Consider the following 26,376-nt stretch of genomic DNA (forward strand, 5'->3'; position numbering starts at 1 on the left):
TGCCCTCACCCCGGCCCTCTCCAACAGGGAGAGGGTGAAAACACTAAAAACGGCAACCCCTGGGTTGCCGTTTTGCTTTTACCTAACTATGTTTATTCTTCAATTCAAACCGCGGTGAGACCAGCCCGTACAGCGTCCAGCCCATAAAGGTCACCATCGCACCATAAAGCATCGCCTCCTGGCCGGATGAGTAGAGCGCATAGAAGCTGTAAATCGCCCCAATCAGCGCCACAATATTGGCCGCCCGTGCTTTGCGGGGATCAACTTTCGCCACCTTCTGAATGATCACCAGCGCCGCCATCGACAGAATATATGGAATGATATTCGTCACCACCGCCAGGTTGACCAGCACGTTGAACTGGCTGTTCAGCGACGGGCTAATGGTCATCAGCGACAATCCGCTCTGGAAGATGACAATGGCCAGCATGCCCTGCACCGGCGCATCGGCTTTGGTCACCCGGGAGAAGATTTTCGGGAAGTAACCTTCGTCAGCCGAAGATTTAAACACCTGCGCGATGGTGAACTGCCAGCCGAGGAGTGAACCGCAACAGGACATGACCATCAGCCCCATGATCACTTTCCCGACTTCCGGGGTGAACATCTGCGCGAAGGCCAGCCCAAACGGCGCCGTGGAGTTAGCCAAATCCATGTTCGGTACGATACCGGCAATAACGTTAGTGGAGACGATATAGATCACCGCCGCGCCCAGCGTTCCGCCAAGAACGGCAATCGGGACGTTCTTTTCCGGGTTCTCTACCACTTCCGCGTTTGCGCAGGCGGATTCCAGACCGAGGAAGGCCCACAGCGTCATGGCGATAGAGGACCCCACAGCGGAAAAGAACGGCACATGGTGCGGGTTCCAGGAGTTCGCGTACAGGGTCGGACTGAACCAGAACCAGCCGATGATGCACAGCCCGACAACCGGGATAATCACGCCCCAGACGGTGATGCTACTCAGCTGGCCGGTGATGCGCGCGCCGCCAAAGTTGGCCACGGTGCAGATCCACAATACGCCGATGGTGGCCAAACCAATTTGCACCGGGCTGAGCGTGGCACCAAACAGCTCCGTACCGTAACCCACGGCGGAGATGGCAATCGCCACGTTGGCGATCAGCAGCGACACGCCATAGGTGTAGTTAGCCATAAAGTTGCCAGATTTGCCGAAGGCGTATTCGGCGTAGCCGCCCATCCCGCCTGACTTACGGCTGAACATTCCGCATTTGGCAAATGCCCATGCCAGCGCCATGGAGCCGACCGCGGTTACCAGCCAGGAGATAATCGAAATGGTACCCACCTCGGCAAGTTTGGTGGGCAGCATAATAATCCCTGACCCCATCATGTTAACCATGGTGAGGATGGTCAGTTGCACCACGCCCATCTTGTTGGACTTACTCATAATTTTTCTCCTTTCAGCAGCGCGGGCTGAGCGGCGGGTTGTTTGATGACGTTACAGCGAACCTGTTTGCGTCCGTCACACTCCTCGACGTACACACCCTGTAGTTCCGGTGCGAAGCCCGGTAAAAGGTTGATACCCTCTTCCAGCGCGGCAAAGTAGCGCAGGACGGAGCCTCCCCAGACTTCACCCGGAACCACGCACAGCACGCCTGGTGGGTAAGGCAGGGCGCCTTCGGCGGCAATGCGGCCTTCCGCATCACGCAGCGAGACCAGTTCAACCTCACCACGCAGATACGCATAGTTTGCGTCCTGCGGGTTCATCATCACGCGAGGGAAGTGAGACTTGCGGAACATCTCTTTTTGCAGCTGTTTCACGTTATGGCGGGCGTACAGTTCATGCATCTCCTGGCATATCTGGCGCAGGGTATAACCGGCGTAGCGTTCCGGGTATTGCTTACAGATAGACGGAAGCACCTCTTTTAATGGCGCATCGGTCTGAAGCAGTTTTTCGAAACGCACCAACTGTGCCACCAGCTGCTGCAGCTTGCCCATATCTTCCGCAGGGGTCAGCAGGAACAGGATCGAGTTGAGATCGCATTTCTCCGGCACGATGCTGTTTTCACGCAGGAAGTTAGCCAGGATGGTGGCGGGCACGCCGAAATCCTCATACTCGCCGGTACGGGCGTTGATGCCCGGCGTGGTCAACAGCAGTTTGCACGGGTCGATAAAGTATTGATGCTCGGCATACCCTTCAAAAGCGTGCCAGTTTTCACCCGGCACAAAGTGGAAGAAGCGCAGGTCGGTGGCAATTTCAGCCGTGTCCCAGCTTTCCCACGGACGGCCATCTACCAGCTCCGGCACGAACGGGCGAATAAACTGGCAGTTCTCCAGGATCAGCTTGCGTGCTTCAATGCCGGTAACCACGCAGTCCATCCACATATTGCGGCCACTCTGCCCCTCGTGCATGCGGGCGTTGATATCCAGTGCGGCAAACAGGGGGTAGAACGGGCTGGTGGAGGCGTGCATCATAAAGGCGTTATTCAGGCGCTTGTGCGGGACATAGCGCGGTTGGCCTTTAATATGGCGGTCTTTCTTGTGAATTTGCGAGGTCTGCGAAAAACCCGCCTGCTGTTTATGGACCGACTGCGTAACCAGAATCCCCGGATCGTTTTCGTTCAGCTCCAGCAGCAGCGGAGAGCAGTCGGCCATCATCGGAATAAATTGCTCGTAGCCCACCCAGGCAGAATCGAACAGGATGTAGTCGCACAGGTGACCAATTTTATCGACGACCTGGCGGGCGTTATAAATGGTGCCATCGTAGGTGCCCAGCTGGATCACCGCCAGACGGAACGGACGTTCGTCACGCGCACGACCCGGCGCCACTTCCGATACCAGCTCGCGCAGGTAGCTCTCCTCAAAGCAGTGGGCATCAATGCCACCAATAAAGCCGTACGGGTTGCGCGCAGTTTCCAGATAGACCGGCATGGCACCCGCCTGAAGCAGGGCTCCGTGGTGGTTGGATTTATGGTTATTACGATCGAACAGCACCAGGTCGCCGGGGGTGAGCAGGGCGTTTAGCACCACTTTGTTGGATGATGAGGTACCGTTCAGCACAAAGTAGGTTTTATCCGCATTAAACACTTTCGCCGCGTGTTGCTGGGCAATGCACGGCGCGCCTTCATGAATCAGCAGATCCCCCATGGCCACGTCGGCGTTGCACAGATCGGAGCGGAAAAGCGTTTCGCCGAAGAAATCGACAAATTGATTACCGGCAGGATGACGGCGGAAAAATTGCCCACCCTGATGCCCCGGACAATCAAATGCGCTGTTGCCCTGATTCACGTAGTCGACCAGTGCGCGGAAAAACGGGGGGCGTAGCTGGGTTTCGTACTTCTGCGCGGCCGCTTCCAGTTGACGTCCGTAAAAGTCGTTACTGGTCTCTGAACACTCAAACACACCGTGGATGCGCGATAAATATTCAGCCGGAATGAACTCTTCTTTATGTGTCGCAATAAATACGGGAATACCAAACCCGGTAGCTTCTATTTCTTCCAGAGTGCCACTGGAAATATCGCTCACGGCCAGAACAATGGCGGCGACGTCAATATAATCAGAGGTGCTGACATCTACCAGTTCACGGTGAGTGGTAAAGCAATCAGGGCATGCACGGCTGGCTGCAATTTTTAAACTTTTCATCTTTCTCTCTTTATTTAAGGCAATATACGTCCCTCGATTTCTCGCTAGAAAGAAATCGATAATGTCCGGAAAAAAAGCAAAGTGTGGCCGCTGATAAAAAATCAGTAAGTTGCTTTTTAATGAATGATATTCAGTCCGCCCGGCTGCGGATAAGTCTGAATTAAATTGAATGAACGCACGCCTTCACAGGCAACGGCCTGTAAAATAGAGTTTTTTCAGGTTAACCTGCAAGCGGGTGCGCCAGAAGTCGAAGGACTACCGGGCATTAAAGAGATGGAAGTCAAAGCAGTTTCGGTGGGCAAACATCATGATATGTGTTGTCCGCCTTATATGGGGCATCAAGCGATTATTGTTTTCCATGTTTCATTTTCCTTTCAGTAATTGAAAGCATGGTCATTTTATCCAGGAAAAAGCGATTAACTGTGAATCAGATCACCCTTAACCGATCAAATTAGAAATAATTATTCGTTTTAGATGAATATCGCAGATCAAAACACTGGTTTGTTGATGATGCGTTAACGGATTGTGTTGTTTGTGTTTTGGATGAGCAAAAATAAGCCAAAATTATCGCTTATGGCTTATTTAAACGGAATTATGTGGGTGGGTTTGTTTTTATTGGAAATAAAATTGAATAGTTATTCAAAGCATAAACCGATAACCGATACCGGTTTCAGTTAATAAATGGCGAGGACGTGCGGGGTCGGTTTCAAGTTTCTGGCGCAGGTGGCCCATATATATGCGTAAATAGTGACTATGTTCCACGGCGTTGGGTCCCCACACCTGAGCCAGCAGCTGACGTTGGGTCAGCACCTTACCGTGGTTGTTGAGCAAAACCGCAAGCAGGCGGAACTCTATCGGCGTGAGATGGATCTCCTCTTCACCGCGCACAATACGTCGCGAAGCGAGATCAACGTGCACATCACCGAAAGTATACGTTGGGTCGGCAGGCGTGGCGGCACCGTGGCGACGCAGCGCCACACGAAGGCGAGCCTGTAACTCACCAATCCCAAAAGGTTTAATAAGATAGTCGTCCGCCCCGGCATCCAGCGCGGCGATTTTATCTGACTCTTCGGTGCGTGCGGAGAGCACCAGAATGGGCATCTGGCTCCACTGGCGCACCTCGCGAATAAAATCGATACCGTCGCCATCCGGCAAACCGAGATCGAGGATCACCAGGTCCGGCTTGCGGGTAGCGGCTTCAATCAACCCGCGCTGGAGCGTACCGGCATCATGAACGCGCAGACCGTCACCTTCCAGCGCAGCGCGCAGAAACCGGCTAATGGCGAGTTCATCTTCTACAATCAGGACGTTGATCACAAATCCTCTGGTAATTCATCAAGTTCTGGCGGGGTGTCCAGAGGAAGTGTAACACAAAAACGTGCACCTCCTTCCGGGCGGTTCTCCGCCGAAATGGTGCCGCCATGGACGTCAATAATGGCCTGGCAGATCGCCAGACCCAGCCCAACCCCCGGAATGGCAGACTCTTTATTGCCCCGTGAGAATTTTTCGAATATCGCTTTTTCCTGCCCGGAAGGAATACCGGGTCCGGTGTCCCAGACATCGAGCCGCAGGGTGTGATCTTCCACCGAAGCATTCACCCCAATTTGCGCGTGTGCTCCGGCATATTTACCCGCATTTTCCAGCAGATTAATTAACACCCGCTCAAACAGCGGGCCATCAACGTGAATTAATGTCAGGGGATCGGGCATGTTCAGGGCGATATGCCGTCCGCCGAGACCGGGCTCCAGCATTTTCAGCGCGCTTCCTACCACTTCCTCAAGCGTGAGCCACTCTTTTTTGAGGTTGAACCCACCAGACTGTATCCGCGCCATATCGAGCAGGTTATTCACCAGCCGCGTGGTGTTCAGCACGTGCTGGCGGATCTCGCTGGCCTGCAGGGCGTGTTTTGAACCTTCCGCCGCCAGATCCAGGGTCAGAATTTCCGACTGGCCAAACAGCACGGTGAGAGGCGTGCGAAGATCGTGTGAGAGCGCTGCCAGCAGCGAGTTGCGAATGCTTTCGCGCTCGCTTGCCAGCCGGGCCTGTTCTTCGCTGGCCGTCAGCGCCAGCCGCTCCAGGGCGCTGGCAACCAGCAACGTAAAGGTCTCGAGCAGCCTCTGCTGCTCGGGGATCATCAGCTGGCGCAGATTAGAAGGCTCGACGATGACCAGCCCCTGATTTTTATCCGCACTGCGCAGCGGCAGGATCTGATACGGCACGCCGGGGAGGGTGTCTGTCCCTGCGCCTGCCGGTAACCCTTTATCGAAGCTCCAGCGTGCAATGGCCTCATCCCACGGCGTCATGCCCGTGGCCGACGTCAGCGGGCGCAGCTTACCGTGCTCATCCGGGAGTAAAATCAGGTTGCTGGCGTTAAATGTCGAGCGGATAAACTGCTCGCTGGTCTGGACGATATCCAGCGGCGTGCGGCCTACAGCCAGCGATTTAGACATCTCGTATAAATGTCGGGTGCGCTGTTCGCGATAGCGGGCGATACGCGCCTGATAGCGAACGCCTGCCGTCAGATTCCCGATCACCAGCCCGACGGTGAGCATGACGGCAAACGTGAGGACGTACTGTACATCCGAGACGGCAAGCGTTCCGCGCGGGTCGATAAAGAAGAGATCGAAGCTGATGACGTTAATCACCGTTGCCAGGACTGACGGCCATCGCCCGTAAAAGAGCGCCACCACCACCACGCCGAGCAGGTAGATCATCACCAGGTTGGCGGCATCAAACGCAATCAGCCACTGGCTGGCAATAAAGGTAATCAGGGCGCAAAGCACGACGGCGATAAGGCAACCGCGAAGCTGGATGCGCCATTTATCGGTGAACGTGCGGCTGTCTGGCGCGCGGTTGGGTAACGGCGTGGGTTTGTCGTCCAGCGCCACGACCACCAGATCCAGGTCGGGCGCACGCCGGGCCAGCTTGTCGGCAAACGATTCGCGGCTAAACCAGCGCCGGTGCTGGCGACGACCAATGACAATTTTGCCCAGGTTGTGCTCACGTGCGTAGCGCAGAATAGCCTTATCTTCCTGCGGATCGGAGAGGGTCGCGGTTTCCGCCCCCAGCTCCTGGGCCAGGCGCAGCGAACTCAGGATCGCGCGACGCTGGTTTTCTGGCAGGGCGTGAAGCTGCGGCGTTTCGACATACACCGCATGCCAGACGCTGCCAAATTTCGCAGCCAGCCGGGCGGCGGTACGAACAAGCTTCTCATTGCCGCTACCGTGACCAATGCACAGCAGGATGGCATCCCGCGTATGCCAGACGCGTTCCTGTCCTTGCAGGTCGCGCCAGGCACGCATCTGGTCATCCACGCGATCGGCGGTGCGGCGCAGGGCCAGTTCGCGCAGGGCGATCAGGTTGCCTTTACGAAAGAAGTGTTCGATGGCGCGTTCGGCCTGGCCTGCAATATAGACTTTCCCTTCATGCAGGCGCTGGCGCAGATCGTCTGGCGGCAGATCCACCAGCACCACTTCATCAGCGGAGTCAAAGAACGGATCCGGCACCGTTTCGCGCACCTGAATGCCGGTCACGCCGCTGACCACGTCGTTCAGGCTTTCAAGATGCTGAACATTCACCGTGGTGAAGACGTCAATCCCGGCTTCAAGTAGCTCTTCTACGTCCTGCCAGCGTTTGGGGTGACGCGAGCCTGGCGCATTGCTGTGCGCCAGTTCGTCCATCAGAATAAGGGCGGGGCGGCGGGCGAGGGCGGCGTCGAGATCAAACTCCGTCACCAGCCTGCCACGATGGCTGATACGGCGAGGAGGCTGCGTGGCCAGCCCCTTTAACAACGCCGCGGTCTCTTTACGGCCGTGGGTTTCCACCACGCCGATCAGAATATCGAGCCCCTGAGCCCGAAGCCGCTGAGCTTCTGTCAGCATGGCGAAGGTTTTCCCGACGCCCGCGCAGGCACCGAAGAAAATTTTCAGCTTGCCGCGATGGGCTTCAGCTGTCTGTTCCAGCAGCCTGTCAGGATCCGGGCGCAAGGGCTCGTCGGTCATTTAGTTATTCCTTAGCGCGTCCAGCGCCAGATTCAGCTCAACAATATTCACTACCGGCATGCCAATGAAACTGACCAGCGGCTTTTGCGTGTGCGTTGCCACCAGCTGACTGACCTGCTCGACGCTCAGATGACGGGCAGCGGAGACGCGCGGTATCTGCCAGGCCACCGCTTCAGGCGTCAGGCTGTAGTCCAGCCCACTGGCGGAGGCAGTCACCAGTTCCACTGGAATCTCCCGGCTGGCCTGCGGGTTGGCACTGCGCAGGACCGCCACACGCTCAGCGATGGCTTTGTCCAGTTCAGGATTACTGCCCGCCAGGTTGCTCCCGCCGGATGCCATCGGATTATACGGGCTATCGGCGGTAGCGGAAGGGCGTCCCTGAAAGTACCGGGCATCCGTAAAGTTTTGACCAATCAGGCGGGAGCCGCGGTTTTCACCCTGCTGTATGATCAGCGAGCCATTGGCCTGATCCTTGAACCACCACTGGCCCAGCGCGGTGGTCAGCAGCGGGTAAAGCCCACCGGTAATGAGAGACAGCAGAATAAACAGAAGTATAGCGGGACGTAACATCGTCATTTGATTCACCTTTTAAACCAGCCCGAACAGCGTTAACAGCAGGTCGATAGCTTTAATCCCGATAAAGGGCACCAGCAGCCCGCCCAGCCCGTAAATCCACAGGTTACGGCGCAGCATGGCAGCAGCCGTCAGCGGTTTATAGCTCACCCCTTTCAGCGCCAGCGGGATCAGGAAGACAATAATCAGGGCGTTGAAAATCACCGCGCTGAGAATGGCCGAAGACGGGGAGTGCAGATGCATCACGTTCAGCGCGTTTAGCTGCGGATAGGTGGCCGCGAACGCTGCGGGAATAATGGCGAAATACTTCGCCACGTCATTGGCGATACTGAACGTGGTCAATGACCCGCGCGTCATCAGCATCTGTTTACCGATATGCACCACTTCAATCAGCTTGGTCGGGTTAGAGTCAAGGTCGACCATGTTGCCCGCCTCTTTTGCTGCCTGGGTACCGGAGTTCATCGCCACCGCCACGTCGGCCTGTGCGAGGGCAGGGGCGTCGTTGGTGCCGTCACCGGTCATCGCGACCAGACAACCTTCCGCCTGGTACTGACGGATCAACGCCAGTTTGGCTTCCGGTGTGGCTTCCGAGAGGAAATCATCCACGCCCGCCTCTGCGGCAATCGCGGCGGCAGTCAACCGGTTATCCCCGGTGATCATCACCGTTTTGATCCCCATTTTACGCAACTGGGCGAAACGCTCTTTAATGCCGCCTTTGACGATGTCCTTCAGCGCAATCACCCCCAGCACATTCGCCCCTTCGGCTACGACCAGCGGTGTGGCCCCCTGGCGGGCAACGCTCTCAACCAGATTGTCCACTTCCGGTGGAAAATGGCCGTTGTTGGCTTCAATGTGGCGACGAATGGCATCAACGGAACCTTTACGGATCATGCGCTCCTGAATGTTGATACCGCTCATTCGGGTTTGTGCCGTGAAGGGGACAAAAGTGGCGTGCAGGCTCTGCACATCACGCTGGCGCAGATTAAAGCGCTGTTTCGCCAGAATAACGATGCTGCGGCCTTCCGGCGTTTCATCGGCAAGAGACGAGAGCTGGGCGGCATCGGCCAGCGTTTTTTCATCCACGCCCGGGGCAGGTAAAAACTCGGAGGCCTGGCGGTTGCCGAGGGTGATGGTCCCGGTTTTATCCAGCAGCAGCACATCCACGTCACCGGCGGCCTCTACGGCGCGTCCGCTGGTGGCGATAACGTTCGCGCCCAGCATGCGGCTCATACCCGCCACGCCAATAGCGGAGAGCAGGCCGCCGATGGTGGTTGGGATCAGGCAGACCAGCAGCGCCACCAGCACGGTGATGCTGACCGCGGTGCCCGCATAGCTGGAGAAGGGCCACAGCGTGGCGGTAGCCAACAGGAAGACGATGGTCAGCGCCACCAGCAGAATGGTGAGGGCAATTTCGTTGGGTGTTTTACGACGCTGCGCGCCTTCTACCATGGCGATCATCCGGTCGAGGAAGGTTTCACCCGGGTTGACGCTGCACTGGATCACCAGCCAGTCGGAGAGAATACGCGTCCCGCCCGTGACCGAGGCGAAGTCACCGCCAGATTCACGAATGACCGGCGCGGATTCCCCGGTAATGGCGCTCTCGTCTACCGAGGCGCCCCCTTCAATGACTTCGCCATCACAGGGGATGATGTCACCGGCTTCCACCAGCACCACATCGCCTTTACGCAGCTCATCTGCCGGCACGTGGTCCATCTGCGCGCCGTATTTTGGCTCACGTAATTTACGTGCGAAGGCGGTCTTTTTTACCCCTTTCAGGCTGTTGGCCTGCGCTTTACTGCGGCCTTCCGCCAGCGCCTCGGCAAAGTTGGCAAACAGCACGGTAAACCACAGCCACAGGCTGATGGCTGCGGTGAACATCGCATTGCCCGGGAGGTGACCCGTTCCCATGGCAATCGCCAGGACGGTAGTCAGCACGCTGCCTGCCCAGACGATAAACATCACCGGGTTGTGCCACTGTACGCGCGGGCTCAGCTTTTTCACCGCATCCATGAGGGCCTGACGAACTAACGACGGTTCGAACAGGGCCAGTTGTTTACGACTCATGACAATTCTCCGCAAAATCAGCGTAAAGAGAGGGTTTCCGCGACCGGGCCTAACGCGAGGGCGGGGATAAAGGTCAGGGCGCCTACCAGCAACACGGTGCCGATCAGCAGGCCAATAAACAGCGCACCGTGTGTCGGTAATGTACCGGTGGTGGTCGGTTGGATTTTTTTATTCACCAGCGATCCGGCGATGGCCATCACCGGCACAATCACGCCGAAGCGGCCGACAAACATGCAGAAAGCCAGCAGACAGTTCCAGAAAGGCGAATTGGCGCTTAAGCCTGCAAAGGCGCTGCCGTTGTTGTTCGCCGCAGACGAGACGGCGTAGAGCACTTCACTAAAGCCATGGATACCCGGGTTAAAGATGCCGCTGCGCCCGGCTTCGGTCATCAGTGCCAGCGCGGTGCCGAGCAGCACGAGGGCAGGCGTGACCAGAATGGCCAGCGCGGTTAATTTCATTTCCCGGACGTCGATTTTTTTGCCCAGGTATTCCGGGGTACGGCCAATCATCAGACCGGCAATAAACACCGCCAGCAGCACAAACAGCAGCATGCCGTAAAGACCAGAGCCCACGCCGCCAAACACCACTTCGCCAATCTGCATCAGCCACATTGGGATCATGCCACCCAACGCCGTAAAGGAGTCATGCATGGCGTTAACCGCCCCGCACGAGGCTGCGGTGGTGACCACGGCAAACAAACTGCTGGACAGGATGCCAAAGCGACTCTCTTTCCCTTCCATGTTGATCGCGCTGTCAGCGCCCAGCGTCAGGAAATGCGGATTACCTTTCCATTCCGCCCACATCACCAGCGCGACGCAGACCACGAAGATCAGAGACATGGTCCACAGAAGGGTGCGTCCCTGACGGCGGTCGTTGACCACATCGCCAAAGGCAAAACAGAGCGCGGAGGGGATCAGGAAGATCGCCAGCATTTCGACAAAGTTGGTCAGCGCTGTTGGGTTTTCAAACGGATGCGACGAGTTGGCGTTGAAGAAGCCACCGCCGTTAGTCCCGAGCATCTTAATGGCTTCCTGCGAGGCCACCGGCCCCATAGGCAAAAGCTGTTTTGCCCCTTCCAGAGAGGTATACGGCGCGTAGGGCAGCAGGTTTTGCAGGGTACCTTGCTGAATAAAGAACAGCGCGATAATGAGGGCAGCAGGGAGCAGTATCCACAGCGTGATGCGTGTCAGATCGACCCATGCGTTGCCCAGCGTGCTGATATTTTGACGTGCAAAGGCACGCGTGAGCGCGAAGATCACCGCAATGCCGGTGGCAGCAGAGAGGAAGTTTTGCACGGTTAACCCGGCCATCTGGCTAAAGTAGCTCAGCGTGGTTTCCCCGGCATAGGACTGCCAGTTGGTGTTAGTGACAAAGCTGACTGCCGTGTTCAGCGCCAGATGCCAGGACAGACCCGGCAACTGCTGTGGATTGAGCGGTAAGCTCCCCTGCAGCATCAGCATGGCGAAAAGGGCGACAAGGCCGACAATATTCAGCAGCAGGATCGCCATCAGATACTGGCGCCAGTTCATTTCCCCCTCCCGAATGCCCAGAACGCGCCAGATCCCTTTTTCAACGCGACCTGCCACTGGCAGCGCCACGTTGTTAATCATCCTTGCCAGCACTGTTCCCAGCGGTCTTGCTAGCAGGAACAACACCCCTAAAAAACTGGCAATAAGCAAAAACGCCTGAGCAGCCATCAGAATGCCTCCGCATTAATCAGGGCATAAACCAGATAACCCAATAACAGGAATACCAGCACGATGCCGGCAATAAGGCCTGCACTCACAATCCACCTCCGGGTGACATTTGTATTTGTGCTAACAGTAGGATTTATGGCGCAAAGATTTCGCAAAAATCAGGACGAGGGGTGTAAAAAAAGTATAAAAATGGCAAAGCCCATAATTTAACTATTGATAAGTAAATCGTTAACTTTTTTGTAACTTAATTACGGTGTGAATGTAAATTTTGGCTAAACGGATAAAAATAAGTGGTCGGATGAGTAGTAAAATTACAAACAAAGCGATATTATTTTAGCCAGGTCACAGTTTTTGAATTTTCCGGAGTCAGTTTCCGGCCAACTACAGGGGAGAAAAATATGGATCTTTATAAAGAGTATCCGGCTCATATCGTGTTCATGCGTCGCGCTTTCGCCGTAGTGGCTGGCGTGCTGGCCCTGCCGGTGATGTTGTTCTGGAAAGATCGCGCACGTTTTTACAGCTATCTGCACCGCGTCTGGGCAAAAACCAGCGAGAAGCCGGTATGGATGGATCAGGCCGAAAAAGCGACCTGTGATTTCTACTAATAAAAAGACTACACACAGCAATAAACAAACCGCCTACAGCAATGTGGCGGTTTTTTTTGTCCCTCCGGATTCGCGGTTCGTTGGGTGGTTTTCAGGCATATCTTCTTATTCTGAGTCATCAACAGCCACTACCTTATTTCATCCTGTCTACACTTCATGGCAAAGTAGTTCAATGCGTGCCTTTTTCGTTTTACGGCATGCCCTTACGGACATAATGGACAATTGCCTGGAGTTTTATGCCCACCCATCTGGTTTGGTTTCGCGCGGATCTGCGCCTGCATGACAACATCGCCCTGGCGGCGGCCTGTCGCTCTGAACACGCCCGCGTGCTGGCACTGTTTATCGCTACTCCCGGACAGTGGCAGCAGCATGATATGGCCCCCCGACAAGCCGCTTATCTCTGTTCGCATCTGAATGCCCTGCAACGTTCGCTGGCGGAAAAAGGCATTCCGTTGATTTACAAAGAGGTCAGCGATTTTACCGCTCAGCTCAGCGCGGTACAGGAGGTGTGTCAGCAGAACGACGTTACGCATCTTTTTTACAACTACCAGTACGAATTCAATGAACAGCAGCGCGATCGCGAGCTTGAGCGCATCCTCGGGGATGTAGAGTGTCAGGGATTTGATGACAGTGTCATGCTGGCGCCGGGCAGTGTGATGACCGGCAATCGCGAGATGTATAAGGTCTTTACGCCGTTTAAAAATGCATTTATCAAACGGCTGAAAGAGGCGTTGCCGGAGTGTGTTGCCGCGCCATCTGCGCGAGGGGAGTGTGTAAACGACCTGCCTGAACTGACGTTTGACTATCCGCAACAGGCGTATGACCACTCTTTATTCCCGGCTGATGAAAAAGCGGCAATCGCGCAGCTGCGCCAGTTCTGCAAAACGGGGGCGGCCGCTTACGAGGCACGCCGGGATTTCCCCGCCATTGAAGGTACCAGCCGGTTGTCGGCCTGTTTAGCGCTGGGCGTGCTTTCTCCGCGCCAGTGTTTACACCGTCTTCTGGCAGAGCAGCCCCAGGCGCTGGAGGGGGGCGCTGGCTCGGTATGGCTTAACGAGCTTATCTGGCGCGAATTCTACCGTCATCTGATGACGTATCACCCTGAATTATGTAAACATCGTCCTTTCATTCGCTGGACCGAAAATGTGCAGTGGCAGCAAAACGAGATGCTGCTGCAGGCCTGGCAAAAAGGTGAAACCGGCTACCCGATTGTGGACGCCGCGATGCGCCAGCTGAATGAAACCGGATGGATGCACAACCGCCTGCGGATGATTACCGCCAGCTTCCTGGTGAAAGATCTGCTTATCGACTGGCGTGTCGGGGAGCGGTATTTTATTTCTCAGCTGATCGATGGCGATCTCGCGGCGAATAACGGCGGCTGGCAATGGGCGGCCTCGACCGGAACCGATGCGGCACCTTACTTCCGGATTTTTAATCCCACCACGCAGGGACAAAAATTTGATGCGGACGGGACGTTTATCCGCCACTGGTTGCCTGCGCTGAAAGCGGTTCCCGCTAAGGCGATCCACGACCCGTGGGCATGGGCGGACAAACAGGGCGTAACGCTCAATTATCCTCGTCCGATTGTTGAACATAAACAGGCGCGCGTCGCCACGCTGGCGGCGTACGAAGCGGCCCGCAAAGCGTAAGAGAGTCATGATGAAAAATACCGAACTGGAAAGTCTGATCAACGAAAAACTGAACAGCAGTGCCTTCAGCGACTACGGCCCGAACGGGTTACAGGTTGAAGGGCGCGACACGGTGCAAAAAATTATCACCGGTGTGACCGCCAGTCAGGCGTTGCTGGATGAAGCCGTGCGTCAGGAGGCCGATGCGGTCATCGTCCATCACGGCTATTTCTGGAAGAATGAATCACCGATCGTTCGCGGCATGAAGCGCAACCGTCTGAAAACGTTGCTGGCAAATGATATCAACCTCTATGGCTATCACCTGCCGCTGGACGCTCATCCCGAGCTTGGCAACAACGTCCAGCTCGCGCAGCTGTTAGGGATCACCGTAATGGGTGAAATTGAGCCGCTGGTACCGTGGGGCGAGCTGTCGATGCCGGTACCGGGTCTTGAGCTGGCCTCCTGGATTGAAGCTCGTCTGGGCCGCCGTCCACTGTGGAGCGGCGATACCGGCCCGGATACGGTGAAGCGTGTCGCCTGGTGCACCGGTGGCGGTCAGGGCTTTATCGATAGCGCCGCGCGTTTTGGTGTTGATGCCTTTATTACCGGGGAAGTCTCCGAGCAGACCATCCATTCAGCCCGTGAACAGGGGCTGCATTTTTACGCGGCAGGTCACCACGCCACCGAGCGCGGCGGCATTCGCGCCCTGAGCGAATGGCTGACCGAAAATACCGATCTGGATGTCACCTTTATTGATATCCCTAACCCGGCCTGATGAGAGGTACCTGAGTGCAGCGAGCGCGTTGTTATCTTCTGGGGGAAACGGCGGTGGTGCTGGAGCTGGAGCCGCCCGTCACCCTTGCTACCCAAAAGCGTATCTGGCGGTTAACGCAGCGTCTGGTGGATGTGCCGGAGGTGGTTGAAGCGATCCCGGGGATGAATAACATCACCGTGGTGCTGCGTAATCCGCATATGCTGGCACTGGATGCCATTGAACGTTTACAGCGCTGGTGGGAGGAGAGCGAAGCGCTGGAGCCGGAATCCCGCACGATTGAGATCCCGGTGGTGTATGGGGGCACAGGGGGACCCGATCTTGGCGTGGTGGCTGAACACAGTGGGCTAACCGAAAAACAGGTCGTTGAGCTGCACGCCTCTGTTGATTATGTGGTCTGGTTTTTGGGATTCCAGCCGGGCTTCCCGTATCTGGGCGGACTCCCTTCGGCACTGCATACGCCACGTCGCGCTGAGCCGCGCCTGAGCGTGCCGGCGGGTACCGTCGCGATTGGCGGCGAACAGACGGGCATTTATCCGCTGGCGTCGCCGGGGGGCTGGCAGCTTATCGGACACACGTCGATGCCGTTATTTGAACCGGGCCTGGACTCGCCGGTCCTCCTGCGTCCTGGCGACACCCTTCGCTTTATTCCGCAGAAGGAGGGGGTATGTTAACGCTTATTCGCGCCGGGCTTTACACCTCTGTTCAGGATGCGGGTCGCTTTGGCATGCGCCAGTCTGGCGTGAGCTACTGTGGCGCGCTGGACAGGCCAGCACTGGAGATTGCCAATGTGCTGGTGGGCAATCCCGGCAATACGGCTGCGCTCGAAATTACGCTGGGGCAGTGTGTCATTGAATTTAGTCAGGAGACCTGGTTTGCGTTAACCGGCGCCGGGTGCGATGCCACGCTTGATGGCAAAGCGGTCTGGACCGGCTGGCGGCTGCGGGCAAAAGCCGGACAGCGTTTAACGCTTAAGCGTCCTCAGCATGGGGTTCGCAGTTACCTTGCCGTTGCCGGTGGGATTGACGTGCCGGAGGTGCTGGGCTCATCCAGTACCGATCAGAAAGCCGGAATTGGCGGCCACGAAGGACGTTTGTTGCGCGATGGCGATCGTCTGGCGATAAAACCGTCAACGCGGCACTTTTCAACCGCGCAGGGTGTAAAACAGCTCCTGTGGGGAAACCAGATCCGCGCCCTGCCGGGGCCGGAGTATCAAGAATTTGATGAGGTGTCTCAGGAGTCTTTCTGGCGCTCGCCGTGGAAGATTAGCCCGCAGAGTAACCGCATGGGGTATCGTCTTCAGGGGCAGCCGCTGACCCGTACGACGGACCGCGAACTGCTTTCACACGGTCTGTTGCCCGGCGTCATTCAGGTACCGGGTAACGGTCAACCGATTGTGTTGATGAACGATGCACAGACCACGGGCGGTTACCCGCGCATCGCCTGCATTATTGAGGCCGATCGCTACCATCTGGCGCAAATCCCGCTCGGACAGCCGATTCACTTCGTGCAATGCTCCCTGGAGGAGGCGCTGAAGGCGCGGCAGGACCAGCAGCGTTATCTGGAACAACTGGCGTGGAGGCTTGATGGTAAAGATTGATTTAAACGCCGATCTGGGCGAGGGCGGCAGCGCCGACGCTGAACTGATGACCCTGGTCACCTCGGTGAATATCGCCTGCGGTTTTCACGCGGGTGATGCCCAAACGATGCTGGCTAGCGTGCGCAATGCCATCAAAAACGGCGTAGCGATAGGGGCGCATCCGAGCTTCCCTGACCGGGAGAATTTTGGTCGCACGGCGATGGATCTCCCGCCCGAGACGGTCTACGCCCAGACGCTTTACCAGATTGGCGCGCTCGAGGCGATTGTGCGTTCGCAGCAGGGCGCGCTGCGCCACGTGAAGCCGCACGGCATGCTCTATAATCAGGCGGCGAACGACCCCGCGCTGGCTGAGGCCATCGCCCGGGCGGTGTTCGATTGCAACCCACAACTGATCCTGGTTGGCCTGGCGGGGAGCGAGCTGATTCGCGCCGGTCAGCGTCTGGGGTTAACCACCCGCCAGGAAGTGTTTGCCGACCGAGGCTATCAGCCCGACGGAACCCTGGTTCCCCGTTCCCGGCCCAACGCGCTGATCACCGATGAGTCTCTGGCGCTGGCGCAGACCCTTCAGATGGTGCGCGAGGGAACAGTAACAACGGTTGAAGGTAATACTGCCAGCGTTCAGGCTGACACAGTATGCTTACACGGTGATGGCGAGCACGCGCTGCAGTTTGCCCGCCGCTTACGGGCGGCGTTTGCAGAGCAGGGGATCCTCGTCAGCGCCTGAAAATCATAAGGATAAAGAGATGCCAGAAGGCCCGGAGATCCGCCGCGCTGCGGATAGCCTCGAGGCGGCGATAAAAGGCAAACCCCTGACGGACGTCTGGTTTGCTTTTCCTCAACTGAAGCCGTTTGAAGCACCGCTGGTGGGACAAACGGTGACCCACATCGAAACGCGGGGAAAGGCGTTACTCACGCATTTTTCTCATAACCTGACGTTATACAGCCACAACCAGCTTTATGGCGTCTGGCGGGTGGTTAACGCCAACGAGCAGCCGCAAACCACCCGTGTGCTGCGCGTCAGGCTGCAAACCGCGGATAAAGCGATTTTGCTGTATAGCGCGTCTGATATCGAAATGTTAACGCCGGAGCAACTGCTTACGCACCCGTTCTTACAGCGGGTCGGGCCGGACGTGCTGGATATGCGTCTGACGGCGAACGATGTCAAAGCCCGCCTGTTATCCCCTAAATTCCGCAACCGGCAATTTTCCGGGCTACTGCTCGATCAGGCGTTCCTGGCCGGATTAGGCAATTACCTTCGCGTCGAAATTCTCTGGGAGGTCGGGCTGGCACCGCAGCACAAAGCGTCGCAGTTGAGGGATGATCAGCTGGAAGTGCTCTCTCACGCGCTGCTGGATATTCCGCGGCTATCGTACAACACCCGCGGCGTGGTAGATGACAACAAGCATCACGGGGCGCTATTCCGCTTTAAGGTGTTTCATCGGGCGGGGAAGAGGTGCGAGCGGTGCGGTGGGGTGATTGAGAAGACAACGCTCTCTTCACGACCGTTTTACTGGTGTCCCGGGTGCCAGAGGTAAAAAGTAAAACGGTAACCCTCAGGTTACCGTTTTTAATGTTTTCACCCTCTCCCGGTGGGAGAGGGCCGGGGTGAGGGCATCAGGCCGCACCCACGTCTTTTAGCGCTTAAGATCAGACTTAAAATCACGCTGCTCGTAGCCGGTATACAGCTGACGAGGACGGGCGATTTTCATGCCTTCGCTGTGCATTTCGTTCCAGTGCGCAATCCAGCCCACGGTACGCGCCATGGCGAAGATCACGGTGAACATGGAAGACGGAATGCCCATCGCTTTCAGAATAATGCCAGAGTAGAAGTCTACGTTCGGGTAGAGTTTCTTCTCGATGAAGTACGGGTCGTTCAGCGCGATGTGTTCCAGCTCCATCGCCACTTCCAGCAGATCGTCTTTGGTGCCCAGCTCTTTCAGCACTTCGTGGCAGGTTTCACGCATCACGGTTGCACGTGGGTCGTAGTTTTTGTACACACGGTGACCGAAGCCCATCAGACGGAAGGAGTCATTCTTGTCTTTCGCGCGGCGCACGAATTCAGGAATGTGCTCAACGGTGCTGATCTCTTCCAGCATCTTCAGTGCAGCTTCGTTCGCGCCGCCGTGCGCCGGTCCCCACAGGGAGGCGATGCCCGCAGCGATACAGGCGAACGGGTTCGCACCTGAAGAGCCTGCGGTACGGACGGTGGAGGTAGAGGCGTTCTGTTCATGGTCAGCGTGCAGGATCAGAATACGGTCCATCGCGCGTTCCAGCACGGGGTTCACTTCGTACTCTTCGCACGGCGTGGAGAACATCATGCGCAGGAAGTTACCGGCATAGGAGAGGTCGTTACGTGGGTACACGAACGGCTGACCGATGGAGTATTTGTAACACATCGCTGCCATGGTTGGCATTTTGGACAGCAGGCGGAACGCGGCGATATCGCGGTGGCGTGGGTTATTCACGTCAAGGGAGTCGTGGTAGAACGCCGCCAGCGCACCGGTAATCCCGCACATCACCGCCATCGGGTGAGAGTCACGACGGAACGCATGGAACAGACGGGTAATCTGCTCATGGATCATGGTGTGACGGGTGACGGTGGTTTTGAATTCATCATACTGAGCCTGCGTCGGCTTTTCGCCGTTCAGCAGGATGTAGCACACTTCCAGATAGTTGGATTCGGTGGCTAACTGATCGATGGGGAAGCCGCGATGGAGCAGGATACCTTCGTCACCGTCAATGTAGGTGATTTTGGATTCGCAAGATGCGGTAGAGGTAAATCCAGGGTCAAAGGTGAACACTCCTTTGGAACCCAGCGTACGGATATCAATAACATCCTGACCGAGCGTGCCTTTTAGCACATCCAGTTCAATAGCATCACCACCGTTGAGAGTGAGTTTTGCCTTTGTATCAGCCATTTACGGTCTCCTTAGCGCCTTATGCTTAAGACTGCGCTTTACCGGATTTGCTTTCAGCTGTTAATCACCGTTACCAGATTGTTATTTGGCTTACCGCTCAGCTCACGAGGACAAACCAGGGTACAGAGCTATGGCGCCTTGCAGGTAAACGAATGAAATATCAGTGAAACAACAGCAAATCAGCGTTTTTGCAGTCCGAATTTTTCAAACCTGTATATCACTAATAACTGTCCTGATAACTTCGGTCAATACCATCACACTGTTACATAACTATTTGTCAGGTGAAAGAGAGACCTCATAACTTTTGCGCATTATATGCCTTTTCTGATGACGTTTGTAACAATATTGTTTAACATTTGTCAAATCAGATGATTAAAAATTAAAAAGATGTTGTTATCGTGACCCTGATCACTGTTCCAGAGAAAACCCGACAAACTGTATGTAGGTTAATTGTAATGATTTTGTGAACGGCCTATACTGCCGCCAGGTCTCCGGAACACCCTGCAATCCCGAGCCACCCAGCGTTGTAACGTGTCGTTTTAGCATTTGGAAGCAATGTTTTGCATGACGCGCAGTTATAGAAAAGGAACGCTGTCTGACCCGCATCGCAGTCCGGAGGAAGGAAACAATAAGAACAGCATGTGGGCGTTATTCATGATAAGAAATGTGAAAAAACAAAGACCTGTCAATCTGGATCTCAAAACGATCCGGTTCCCCGTAACAGCAATAGCGTCCATTCTGCACCGTGTATCGGGTGTGATTACGTTTGTGGCGGTAGGCATTCTGCTGTGGTTACTGGGCACCAGCCTCTCTTCTCCTGAAGGATTCCTCCAGGCCTCTGCCATCATGAACAGCTTCTTCGTGAAATTCATCATGTGGGGCATTCTGACTGCGCTGGCGTACCACGTTGTGGTGGGTATTCGCCATATGCTGATGGACTTTGGTTACCTGGAAGAGACTTTCGAAGCCGGGAAACGTTCCGCTAACATTTCATTTGTGATTACAGTCGTGCTTTCACTTCTCGCAGGAGTTCTCGTATGGTAAGCAACGCCTCCGCATTAGGACGCAACGGCGTACATGACTTCATTCTGGTCCGTGCTACCGCCATCGTTCTCACCCTCTACATCATCTATATGATCGGTTTCTTCGCGACCAGCGGCACGCTGACGTGGGAAATCTGGAGTGGGTTCTTCGGATCTGCCTTCACCAAAGTGTTCACCCTGCTGGCGCTGTTCTCCATTCTTATTCATGCCTGGATTGGCATGTGGCAGGTGTTGACCGATTACGTTAAACCGCTGGCGATTCGCCTTCCTCTGCAACTGGCCATTGTCGTTGCACTGGTGGTTTACGTTATTTATGGATTCGTTGTGGTGTGGGGTGTGTAATGAAACTGCCAGTCAGAGAATTTGATGCTGTTGTGATTGGTGCGGGTGGCGCAGGTATGCGCGCCGCGCTGCAAATTTCCCAGAGCGGCCAGACCTGTGCGCTGCTCTCTAAAGTATTCCCGACCCGTTCCCACACGGTATCTGCGCAGGGCGGTATTACCGTTGCGCTGGGTAACTCCCATGAAGATAACTGGGAATGGCACATGTACGACACGGTAAAAGGGTCCGACTACATCGGCGACCAGGATGCCATCGAATATATGTGTAAGACTGGCCCGGAAGCGATTCTGGAGCTGGATCATATGGGTCTGCCGTTCTCCCGTCTGGAAAATGGCACCATCTATCAACGTCCGTTTGGCGGCCAGTCGAAAAACTTCGGCGGCGAGCAGGCGGCACGTACCGCGGCAGCGGCTGACCGTACCGGTCACGCGCTACTGCATACTCTGTATCAGCAGAACCTGAAAAACCACACTACTATCTTCTCCGAGTGGTATGCGCTGGATCTGGTGAAAAACGCCGATGGCGCGATTGTTGGTTGTACCGCGCTGTGCATTGAAACTGGTGAAGTGGTCTACTTCAAAGCGCGCGCAACCGTGCTGGCGACCGGCGGTGCAGGGCGTATTTACCAGTCCACCACTAACGCCCACATCAATACCGGTGACGGCGTTGGGATGGCTATCCGCGCTGGCGTGCCGGTGCAGGATATGGAGATGTGGCAGTTCCACCCAACCGGTATCGCCGGTGCGGGTGTTCTGGTGACAGAAGGCTGCCGTGGTGAAGGCGGTTACCTGCTGAACAAACACGGCGAACGTTTCATGGAACGTTATGCCCCGAATGCGAAAGACCTGGCGGGTCGTGACGTGGTGGCGCGTTCCATCATGATCGAAATCCGTGAAGGTCGCGGCTGTGATGGCCCATGGGGTCCACACGCCAAGCTGAAACTCGACCACCTGGGTAAAGAGGTATTGGAATCCCGTCTGCCGGGTATTCTGGAGCTGTCCCGTACCTTCGCCCACGTCGACCCGGTGAAAGAGCCGATTCCGGTTATCCCTACCTGCCACTACATGATGGGCGGTATTCCGACCAAAGTGACCGGCCAGGCATTGACCGTAAACGAGCAGGGCGAAGATGTGGTCATTCCAGGCCTGTTCGCGGTAGGCGAAATTGCCTGTGTGTCCGTACACGGTGCCAACCGTCTGGGGGGGAACTCCCTGCTGGACCTGGTGGTGTTTGGTCGTGCGGTGGGTCTGCACCTGCAGGAATCCATTGCCGAACAGGGCGCGCTGCGTGACGCCACTGACGACGAAATTGATGCATCGCTTGAGCGTCTGAACCGCTGGAACGGTAACCGTAACGGTGAAGATCCGGTGGAAATCCGCAAAGCGCTGCAGGAATGTATGCAGCACAACTTCTCGGTATTCCGTGAAGGTGACGCGATGGCGAAAGGTCTTGAGCAACTGAAAGCGATCCGCGAGCGCCTGAAAAACGCCCGTCTGGATGATACTTCCAGCGAGTTCAACACCCAGCGCGTTGAGTGTCTGGAGCTGGATAACCTGATGGAAACCGCGTTCGCAACCGCGATGTCGGCCAACTTCCGTACCGAAAGCCGTGGCGCGCATAGCCGCTTCGACTTCCCGGATCGTGACGATGAAAACTGGCTGTGCCATTCCCTGTATCTGCCAGAGTCGGAAACCATGACGCGCCGTCAGGTGAACATGGAACCGAAACTGCGTCCGGCGTTCCCGCCGAAGATTCGTACTTACTAATGCGGAGACAGGACAATGAAACTCGAATTCTCAGTTTATCGTTATAACCCGGATGTAGATGACGCTCCGCGCATGCAGGATTACACGCTGGAAGCGGAAGAAGGTCGTGACATGATGCTGCTGGATGCGTTAATCCAGCTGAAAGAAAAAGATCCGACACTGTCGTTCCGTCGCTCCTGCCGTGAAGGGGTGTGTGGCTCTGACGGCGTCAACATGAACGGCAAAAATGGTCTGGCCTGCATCACGCCAATTTCCGCGTTGCAACGCCCGGGCCAGAAAATTGTTATCCGTCCTCTGCCAGGCCTGCCGGTCGTGCGTGATTTGGTGGTAGACATGGGGCAATTCTATGCACAATATGAGAAGATTAAACCTTACTTATTGAATAATGGGCAAAATCCACCCGCTCGTGAGCATTTACAGTCTCCTGAGCAGCGTGAAAAACTCGACGGCTTGTATGAGTGTATTCTCTGTGCATGTTGTTCAACGTCGTGCCCGTCGTTCTGGTGGAACCCGGACAAGTTCATCGGCCCGGCCGGTCTGCTGGCTGCCTATCGCTTCCTGATCGATAGCCGCGACACCGAAACCGATAGTCGTCTGGAAGGTTTAAGTGACGCTTTCAGCGTATTCCGCTGCCATAGCATCATGAACTGCGTCAGTGTGTGTCCGAAGGGGCTGAACCCGACGCGCGCCATCGGCCATATTAAGTCGATGCTGCTGCAGCGCAGTGCGTAAGTAAGTAGTGAGAGGGGGCGCTGTTCCCCCTCACCCTAACCCTCTCCCAAAGGGAGAGGGGATAGATTGCAGAAACCTTTAAAAACTGCCCTGAAGTCTAGACAGTTTCTAAAGGTTCCTTCGCGGGCCAAATGAAAAGAGCTCGCAGGTGAACCCCGGCACGTACACGCGGTGTGCGTGGTAGTTTCTACGGCGAAAGTAAGCATAAAAATGCTTAAGGGATCACGATGCAGAACGGCGCAATGAAAGCCTGGCTGGACTCTTCTTACCTCTCTGGTGCCAACCAGAGCTGGATAGAACAGCTCTATGAAGACTTCTTAACCGATCCTGACTCAGTGGACGCAAACTGGCGTTCCATGTTCCAGCAGTTGCCTGGCACGGGAGTCAAACCGGATCAATTCCATTCCAAAACACGTGATTATTTCCGTCGTCTGGCGAAGGATGCCTCACGTTACTCTTCTGCGATTTCCGACCCTGACACCAACGCGAAGCAGGTTAAAGTCCTGCAGCTTATTAACGCTTATCGCTTCCGCGGTCACCAGCATGCGAATCTCGATCCGCTGGGACTGTGGAAACAAGACCGTGTGGCGGATCTCGATCCGGCGTATCACGATCTGACCGAGGCCGATTTCCAGGAAAGCTTTAACGTAGGTTCTTTTGCCATCGGTAAAGACACGATGAAGCTGGGCGATCTGATCGACGCCCTCAAGCAAACCTACTGCGGCTCCATCGGCGCGGAATACATGCATATCACCTCTACTGAAGAGAAACGCTGGATCCAGCAGCGCATTGAGTCCGTGGCGGGCCACGCGACGTTCTCTTCTGAAGAGAAAAAACGCTTCCTTAACGAACTCACGGCAGCTGAAGGTCTTGAGCGCTATCTGGGCGCAAAATTCCCGGGCGCAAAACGCTTCTCGCTGGAAGGCGGCGATGCGTTAGTGCCAATGCTGAAAGAGTTGATTCGTCATGCAGGCAAGAGCGGTACCCGTGAAGTGGTACTGGGCATGGCGCACCGTGGTCGTCTGAACGTGCTGGTTAACGTGCTGGGTAAAAAACCGCAGGACCTGTTCGACGAATTCGCGGGCAAACATAAAGAACATCTCGGCACCGGTGACGTGAAGTACCACATGGGCTTCTCGTCTGATATCGAAACCGAAGGCGGTCTGGTTCACCTGGCGCTGGCGTTTAACCCGTCGCACCTGGAGATCGTCAGCCCGGTAGTTATCGGTTCCGTGCGTGCGCGTCTGGATCGTCTGGACGAGCCAAGCAGCAACAAAGTGCTGCCAATCACCATTCACGGTGATGCGGCGGTCACAGGGCAGGGCGTGGTTCAGGAAACCCTGAACATGTCCAAAGCGCGTGGTTATGAAGTGGGCGGTACCGTTCGTATCGTCATCAACAACCAGGTGGGCTTCACAACGTCTAACCCACTGGATGCGCGTTCAACCCCTTACTGCACCGACATCGGCAAGATGGTACAGGCGCCAATCTTCCACGTGAACGCGGATGACCCGGAAGCGGTCGCCTTCGTGACCCGTCTGGCGCTGGACTTCCGTAACACCTTCAAACGCGATGTGTTCATCGACCTGTTCTGCTACCGCCGTCACGGCCACAACGAAGCCGACGAGCCAAGTGCAACCCAGCCGTTGATGTACCAGAAAATCAAAAAACACCCGACGCCGCGCAAAATCTACGCTGACAAGCTGGAAAGCGAAAAAGTGGCGACGCTGGAAGATGCGACCGAAATGGTCAACCTCTACCGCGACGCGCTGGATGCGGGTGAGTGCGTGGTGAAAGAGCTGCGTCCGATGAACATGCACTCCTTTACCTGGTCGCCGTACCTCAACCACGAGTGGGATGAGAGTTACCCGAACAAGGTCGAGATGAAGCGCCTGCAGGAGCTGGCTAAACGCATCAGCACCGTGCCAGACGCCATCGAGATGCAGTCTCGCGTGGCAAAAATTTATGCTGATCGTCAGTCTATGGCGGCAGGTGAGAAGCTGTTCGACTGGGGCGGTGCAGAAACGCTGGCTTACGCGACGCTGGTTGACGAAGGTATTCCTGTTCGTCTGTCCGGTGAAGATGCGGGCCGTGGCACCTTCTTCCACCGCCACGCGGTAGTTCACAACCAGTCTAACGGTTCAACCTACACCCCGCTGCAGCACGTGCATAACGGTCAGGGCCAGTTCAAGGTCTGGGACTCCGTGCTCTCTGAAGAAGCGGTGCTGGCCTTCGAATACGGTTACGCTACCGCAGAGCCGCGTACGCTGACCATCTGGGAAGCGCAGTTCGGTGACTTCGCCAACGGTGCTCAGGTGGTTATCGACCAGTTCATCTCTTCTGGCGAACAGAAATGGGGCCGTATGTGTGGCCTGGTGATGCTCCTGCCACATGGTTATGAAGGCCAGGGTCCTGAGCACTCCTCCGCGCGCCTGGAACGTTATCTGCAGCTCTGCGCTGAGCAGAACATGCAGGTTTGCGTACCGTCCACCCCGGCTCAGGTTTACCACATGCTGCGTCGTCAGGCGCTGCGCGGTATGCGCCGTCCGCTGGTGGTCATGTCACCAAAATCCCTGCTGCGTCACCCACTGGCGGTGTCCAGCCTGGATGAACTGGCGAATGGCACCTTCCTGCCTGCCATCGGTGAGATTGATGAACTGGATCCGCAGGCTGTAAAGCGTGTGGTGATGTGTTCTGGTAAGGTTTATTACGACCTGCTGGAACAGCGCCGTAAGAACGATCAGAAAGATGTCGCCATCGTGCGTATCGAACAGCTTTATCCATTCCCGCACCAGGCGGTGCAGGAAGCGCTGAAACCGTACGCTCACGTGCATGATTTTGTCTGGTGCCAGGAAGAGCCGCTCAACCAGGGCGCATGGTACTGCAGCCAGCATCATTTCCGTGAAGTGATTCCATTTGGGTCTGCCCTGCGTTATGCAGGTCGCCCGGCCTCCGCCTCTCCGGCGGTAGGGTATATGTCCGTTCACCAGAAGCAGCAACAAGATCTGGTCAATGACGCGCTGAACGTCGATTAATTAAAGGAT

Annotated in this window: 22 protein-coding genes; 12 read left to right on the top strand and 10 right to left on the bottom strand. The window is 56.0% G+C overall.

Annotated elements, in window-relative coordinates; all coding sequences use genetic code 11:
- Nucleotides 1–82 precede the first annotated feature (82 nt).
- The 9 genes from potE to kdpF all read right to left on the bottom strand — a co-directional run bounded on the left by potE (nt 83) and on the right by kdpF (nt 12,015).
- Nucleotides 83–1,396, bottom strand: a complete 1,314-nt coding sequence (potE, locus tag ACOTZF_RS05710) for a putrescine-ornithine antiporter (protein ID WP_013097559.1) — start codon at nt 1,394–1,396, stop codon at nt 83–85.
- A complete protein-coding gene (gene speF / locus ACOTZF_RS05715) occupies nt 1,393–3,591 on the bottom strand; it encodes an ornithine decarboxylase SpeF (protein WP_062730145.1) in 2,199 nt (732 codons plus the stop codon). Before speF ends, potE begins: the two co-directional genes overlap by 4 nt.
- A 255-nt stretch (nt 3,592–3,846) precedes the next feature.
- Nucleotides 3,847–3,951, bottom strand: a complete 105-nt coding sequence (speFL, locus tag ACOTZF_RS05720; RefSeq protein WP_003858645.1) for a leader peptide SpeFL — start codon at nt 3,949–3,951, stop codon at nt 3,847–3,849.
- Nucleotides 3,952–4,230: 279 nt separating this feature from the next.
- Nucleotides 4,231–4,908 carry a two-component system response regulator KdpE gene (gene kdpE, locus ACOTZF_RS05725; protein ID WP_013097557.1) on the bottom strand — a complete coding sequence of 226 codons (678 nt, stop codon included), beginning with the start codon at nt 4,906–4,908 and terminating at the stop codon, nt 4,231–4,233.
- Nucleotides 4,905–7,592: a two-component system sensor histidine kinase KdpD gene (gene kdpD, locus ACOTZF_RS05730; protein WP_129251518.1), complete on the bottom strand. Its 2,688-nt coding sequence runs from the start codon at nt 7,590–7,592 to the stop codon at nt 4,905–4,907. Before kdpD ends, kdpE begins: the two co-directional genes overlap by 4 nt.
- Nucleotides 7,593–8,168 (bottom strand): potassium-transporting ATPase subunit KdpC, encoded by a 576-nt coding sequence (kdpC, locus tag ACOTZF_RS05735; protein ID WP_058661449.1) that lies wholly within the window; start codon nt 8,166–8,168, stop codon nt 7,593–7,595.
- Nucleotides 8,169–8,180: 12 nt separating this feature from the next.
- On the bottom strand, nt 8,181–10,229 hold the full coding sequence (gene kdpB / locus ACOTZF_RS05740; protein WP_129317928.1) for a potassium-transporting ATPase subunit KdpB: 2,049 nt from the start codon (nt 10,227–10,229) through the stop codon (nt 8,181–8,183).
- Between the two features lie 17 nt (nt 10,230–10,246).
- A complete protein-coding gene (kdpA, locus tag ACOTZF_RS05745; protein ID WP_129317929.1) occupies nt 10,247–11,926 on the bottom strand; it encodes a potassium-transporting ATPase subunit KdpA in 1,680 nt (559 codons plus the stop codon).
- A complete protein-coding gene (kdpF, locus tag ACOTZF_RS05750) occupies nt 11,926–12,015 on the bottom strand; it encodes a K(+)-transporting ATPase subunit F (protein ID WP_014069365.1) in 90 nt (29 codons plus the stop codon). The genes kdpA and kdpF overlap by 1 nt, the downstream gene beginning before the upstream one ends.
- Nucleotides 12,016–12,324: 309 nt before the next feature.
- On the opposite strand from kdpF, the gene ACOTZF_RS05755 reads away from it, so the two are divergent.
- The 7 genes from ACOTZF_RS05755 (at nt 12,325) to nei (ending at nt 18,066) form a co-directional block, all read left to right on the top strand.
- The gene (locus ACOTZF_RS05755) at nt 12,325–12,531 is read left to right on the top strand and encodes a YbfA family protein (protein ID WP_013097552.1); all 207 of its coding nucleotides are present in this window, start codon (nt 12,325–12,327) and stop codon (nt 12,529–12,531) included.
- A gap of 236 nt (nt 12,532–12,767) precedes the next feature.
- Entirely contained in the window at nt 12,768–14,180 is a 1,413-nt protein-coding gene (gene phrB / locus ACOTZF_RS05760) for a deoxyribodipyrimidine photo-lyase (RefSeq protein WP_129251515.1), read from the top strand.
- Nucleotides 14,181–14,190: 10 nt separating this feature from the next.
- On the top strand, nt 14,191–14,934 hold the full coding sequence (locus tag ACOTZF_RS05765) for a type 2 GTP cyclohydrolase I (protein ID WP_023621132.1): 744 nt from the start codon (nt 14,191–14,193) through the stop codon (nt 14,932–14,934).
- Between the two features lie 14 nt (nt 14,935–14,948).
- Complete coding sequence (gene pxpB / locus ACOTZF_RS05770) at nt 14,949–15,605, top strand: 5-oxoprolinase subunit PxpB (protein WP_029883019.1); 657 nt, start codon at nt 14,949–14,951, stop codon at nt 15,603–15,605.
- Nucleotides 15,599–16,531, top strand: coding sequence for a 5-oxoprolinase subunit PxpC (gene pxpC, locus ACOTZF_RS05775; protein ID WP_013097548.1), 933 nt, complete (start codon nt 15,599–15,601; stop codon nt 16,529–16,531). The genes pxpB and pxpC overlap by 7 nt, the downstream gene beginning before the upstream one ends.
- The gene (gene pxpA, locus ACOTZF_RS05780) at nt 16,518–17,255 is read left to right on the top strand and encodes a 5-oxoprolinase subunit PxpA (RefSeq protein WP_029883020.1); all 738 of its coding nucleotides are present in this window, start codon (nt 16,518–16,520) and stop codon (nt 17,253–17,255) included. The genes pxpC and pxpA overlap by 14 nt, the downstream gene beginning before the upstream one ends.
- Before the next feature lie 19 nt (nt 17,256–17,274).
- Nucleotides 17,275–18,066, top strand: a complete 792-nt coding sequence (gene nei / locus ACOTZF_RS05785) for an endonuclease VIII (RefSeq protein ID WP_058682128.1) — start codon at nt 17,275–17,277, stop codon at nt 18,064–18,066.
- A gap of 99 nt (nt 18,067–18,165) precedes the next feature.
- Here the strand turns inward: nei and ACOTZF_RS05790 are convergent, their stop codons facing one another.
- Nucleotides 18,166–19,449, bottom strand: coding sequence for a citrate synthase (locus tag ACOTZF_RS05790; protein ID WP_013097545.1), 1,284 nt, complete (start codon nt 19,447–19,449; stop codon nt 18,166–18,168).
- Nucleotides 19,450–20,088: 639 nt separating this feature from the next.
- Between ACOTZF_RS05790 and sdhC the strand changes: the two genes are divergently transcribed.
- From sdhC to sucA, 5 genes are all read left to right on the top strand, one after another.
- The gene (gene sdhC / locus ACOTZF_RS05795) at nt 20,089–20,493 is read left to right on the top strand and encodes a succinate dehydrogenase cytochrome b556 subunit (protein ID WP_044159455.1); all 405 of its coding nucleotides are present in this window, start codon (nt 20,089–20,091) and stop codon (nt 20,491–20,493) included.
- Complete coding sequence (sdhD, locus tag ACOTZF_RS05800; RefSeq protein ID WP_008501088.1) at nt 20,487–20,834, top strand: succinate dehydrogenase membrane anchor subunit; 348 nt, start codon at nt 20,487–20,489, stop codon at nt 20,832–20,834. Before sdhC ends, sdhD begins: the two co-directional genes overlap by 7 nt.
- Nucleotides 20,834–22,600, top strand: a complete 1,767-nt coding sequence (sdhA, locus tag ACOTZF_RS05805; protein WP_014831113.1) for a succinate dehydrogenase flavoprotein subunit — start codon at nt 20,834–20,836, stop codon at nt 22,598–22,600. Before sdhD ends, sdhA begins: the two co-directional genes overlap by 1 nt.
- 15 nt (nt 22,601–22,615) lie before the next feature.
- Nucleotides 22,616–23,332 (top strand): succinate dehydrogenase iron-sulfur subunit SdhB, encoded by a 717-nt coding sequence (gene sdhB / locus ACOTZF_RS05810; RefSeq protein ID WP_008501090.1) that lies wholly within the window; start codon nt 22,616–22,618, stop codon nt 23,330–23,332.
- 227 nt (nt 23,333–23,559) lie between these two features.
- Nucleotides 23,560–26,367: a 2-oxoglutarate dehydrogenase E1 component gene (gene sucA, locus ACOTZF_RS05815; RefSeq protein WP_040020635.1), complete on the top strand. Its 2,808-nt coding sequence runs from the start codon at nt 23,560–23,562 to the stop codon at nt 26,365–26,367.
- Nucleotides 26,368–26,376 lie beyond the last annotated feature (9 nt).

This window comes from Enterobacter cloacae complex sp. SHL021 (assembly GCF_049237765.1).
GTDB lineage: Bacteria > Pseudomonadota > Gammaproteobacteria > Enterobacterales > Enterobacteriaceae > Enterobacter > Enterobacter cloacae.

Excerpts from the sequence above, each read along its gene's own strand:
- kdpD (WP_129251518.1), bottom strand. The coding sequence starts at position 7,592 with ATGACCGACGAGCCCTTGCGCCCGGATCCTGACAGGCTGCTGGAACAG.
- speFL (WP_003858645.1), bottom strand. The coding sequence starts at position 3,951 with ATGGAAAACAATAATCGCTTGATGCCCCATATAAGGCGGACAACACAT.
- sdhA (WP_014831113.1), top strand. The coding sequence starts at position 20,834 with ATGAAACTGCCAGTCAGAGAATTTGATGCTGTTGTGATTGGTGCGGGT.
- kdpA (WP_129317929.1), bottom strand. The coding sequence starts at position 11,926 with ATGGCTGCTCAGGCGTTTTTGCTTATTGCCAGTTTTTTAGGGGTGTTG.
- pxpC (WP_013097548.1), top strand. The coding sequence starts at position 15,599 with ATGTTAACGCTTATTCGCGCCGGGCTTTACACCTCTGTTCAGGATGCG.
- sucA (WP_040020635.1), top strand. The coding sequence starts at position 23,560 with ATGCAGAACGGCGCAATGAAAGCCTGGCTGGACTCTTCTTACCTCTCT.
- ACOTZF_RS05755 (WP_013097552.1), top strand. The coding sequence starts at position 12,325 with ATGGATCTTTATAAAGAGTATCCGGCTCATATCGTGTTCATGCGTCGC.
- ACOTZF_RS05765 (WP_023621132.1), top strand. The coding sequence starts at position 14,191 with ATGAAAAATACCGAACTGGAAAGTCTGATCAACGAAAAACTGAACAGC.
- phrB (WP_129251515.1), top strand. The coding sequence starts at position 12,768 with ATGCCCACCCATCTGGTTTGGTTTCGCGCGGATCTGCGCCTGCATGAC.
- sdhC (WP_044159455.1), top strand. The coding sequence starts at position 20,089 with ATGTGGGCGTTATTCATGATAAGAAATGTGAAAAAACAAAGACCTGTC.
- ACOTZF_RS05790 (WP_013097545.1), bottom strand. The coding sequence starts at position 19,449 with ATGGCTGATACAAAGGCAAAACTCACTCTCAACGGTGGTGATGCTATT.
- nei (WP_058682128.1), top strand. The coding sequence starts at position 17,275 with ATGCCAGAAGGCCCGGAGATCCGCCGCGCTGCGGATAGCCTCGAGGCG.
- pxpA (WP_029883020.1), top strand. The coding sequence starts at position 16,518 with ATGGTAAAGATTGATTTAAACGCCGATCTGGGCGAGGGCGGCAGCGCC.
- speF (WP_062730145.1), bottom strand. The coding sequence starts at position 3,591 with ATGAAAAGTTTAAAAATTGCAGCCAGCCGTGCATGCCCTGATTGCTTT.
- kdpB (WP_129317928.1), bottom strand. The coding sequence starts at position 10,229 with ATGAGTCGTAAACAACTGGCCCTGTTCGAACCGTCGTTAGTTCGTCAG.
- sdhD (WP_008501088.1), top strand. The coding sequence starts at position 20,487 with ATGGTAAGCAACGCCTCCGCATTAGGACGCAACGGCGTACATGACTTC.
- potE (WP_013097559.1), bottom strand. The coding sequence starts at position 1,396 with ATGAGTAAGTCCAACAAGATGGGCGTGGTGCAACTGACCATCCTCACC.
- kdpC (WP_058661449.1), bottom strand. The coding sequence starts at position 8,168 with ATGACGATGTTACGTCCCGCTATACTTCTGTTTATTCTGCTGTCTCTC.
- sdhB (WP_008501090.1), top strand. The coding sequence starts at position 22,616 with ATGAAACTCGAATTCTCAGTTTATCGTTATAACCCGGATGTAGATGAC.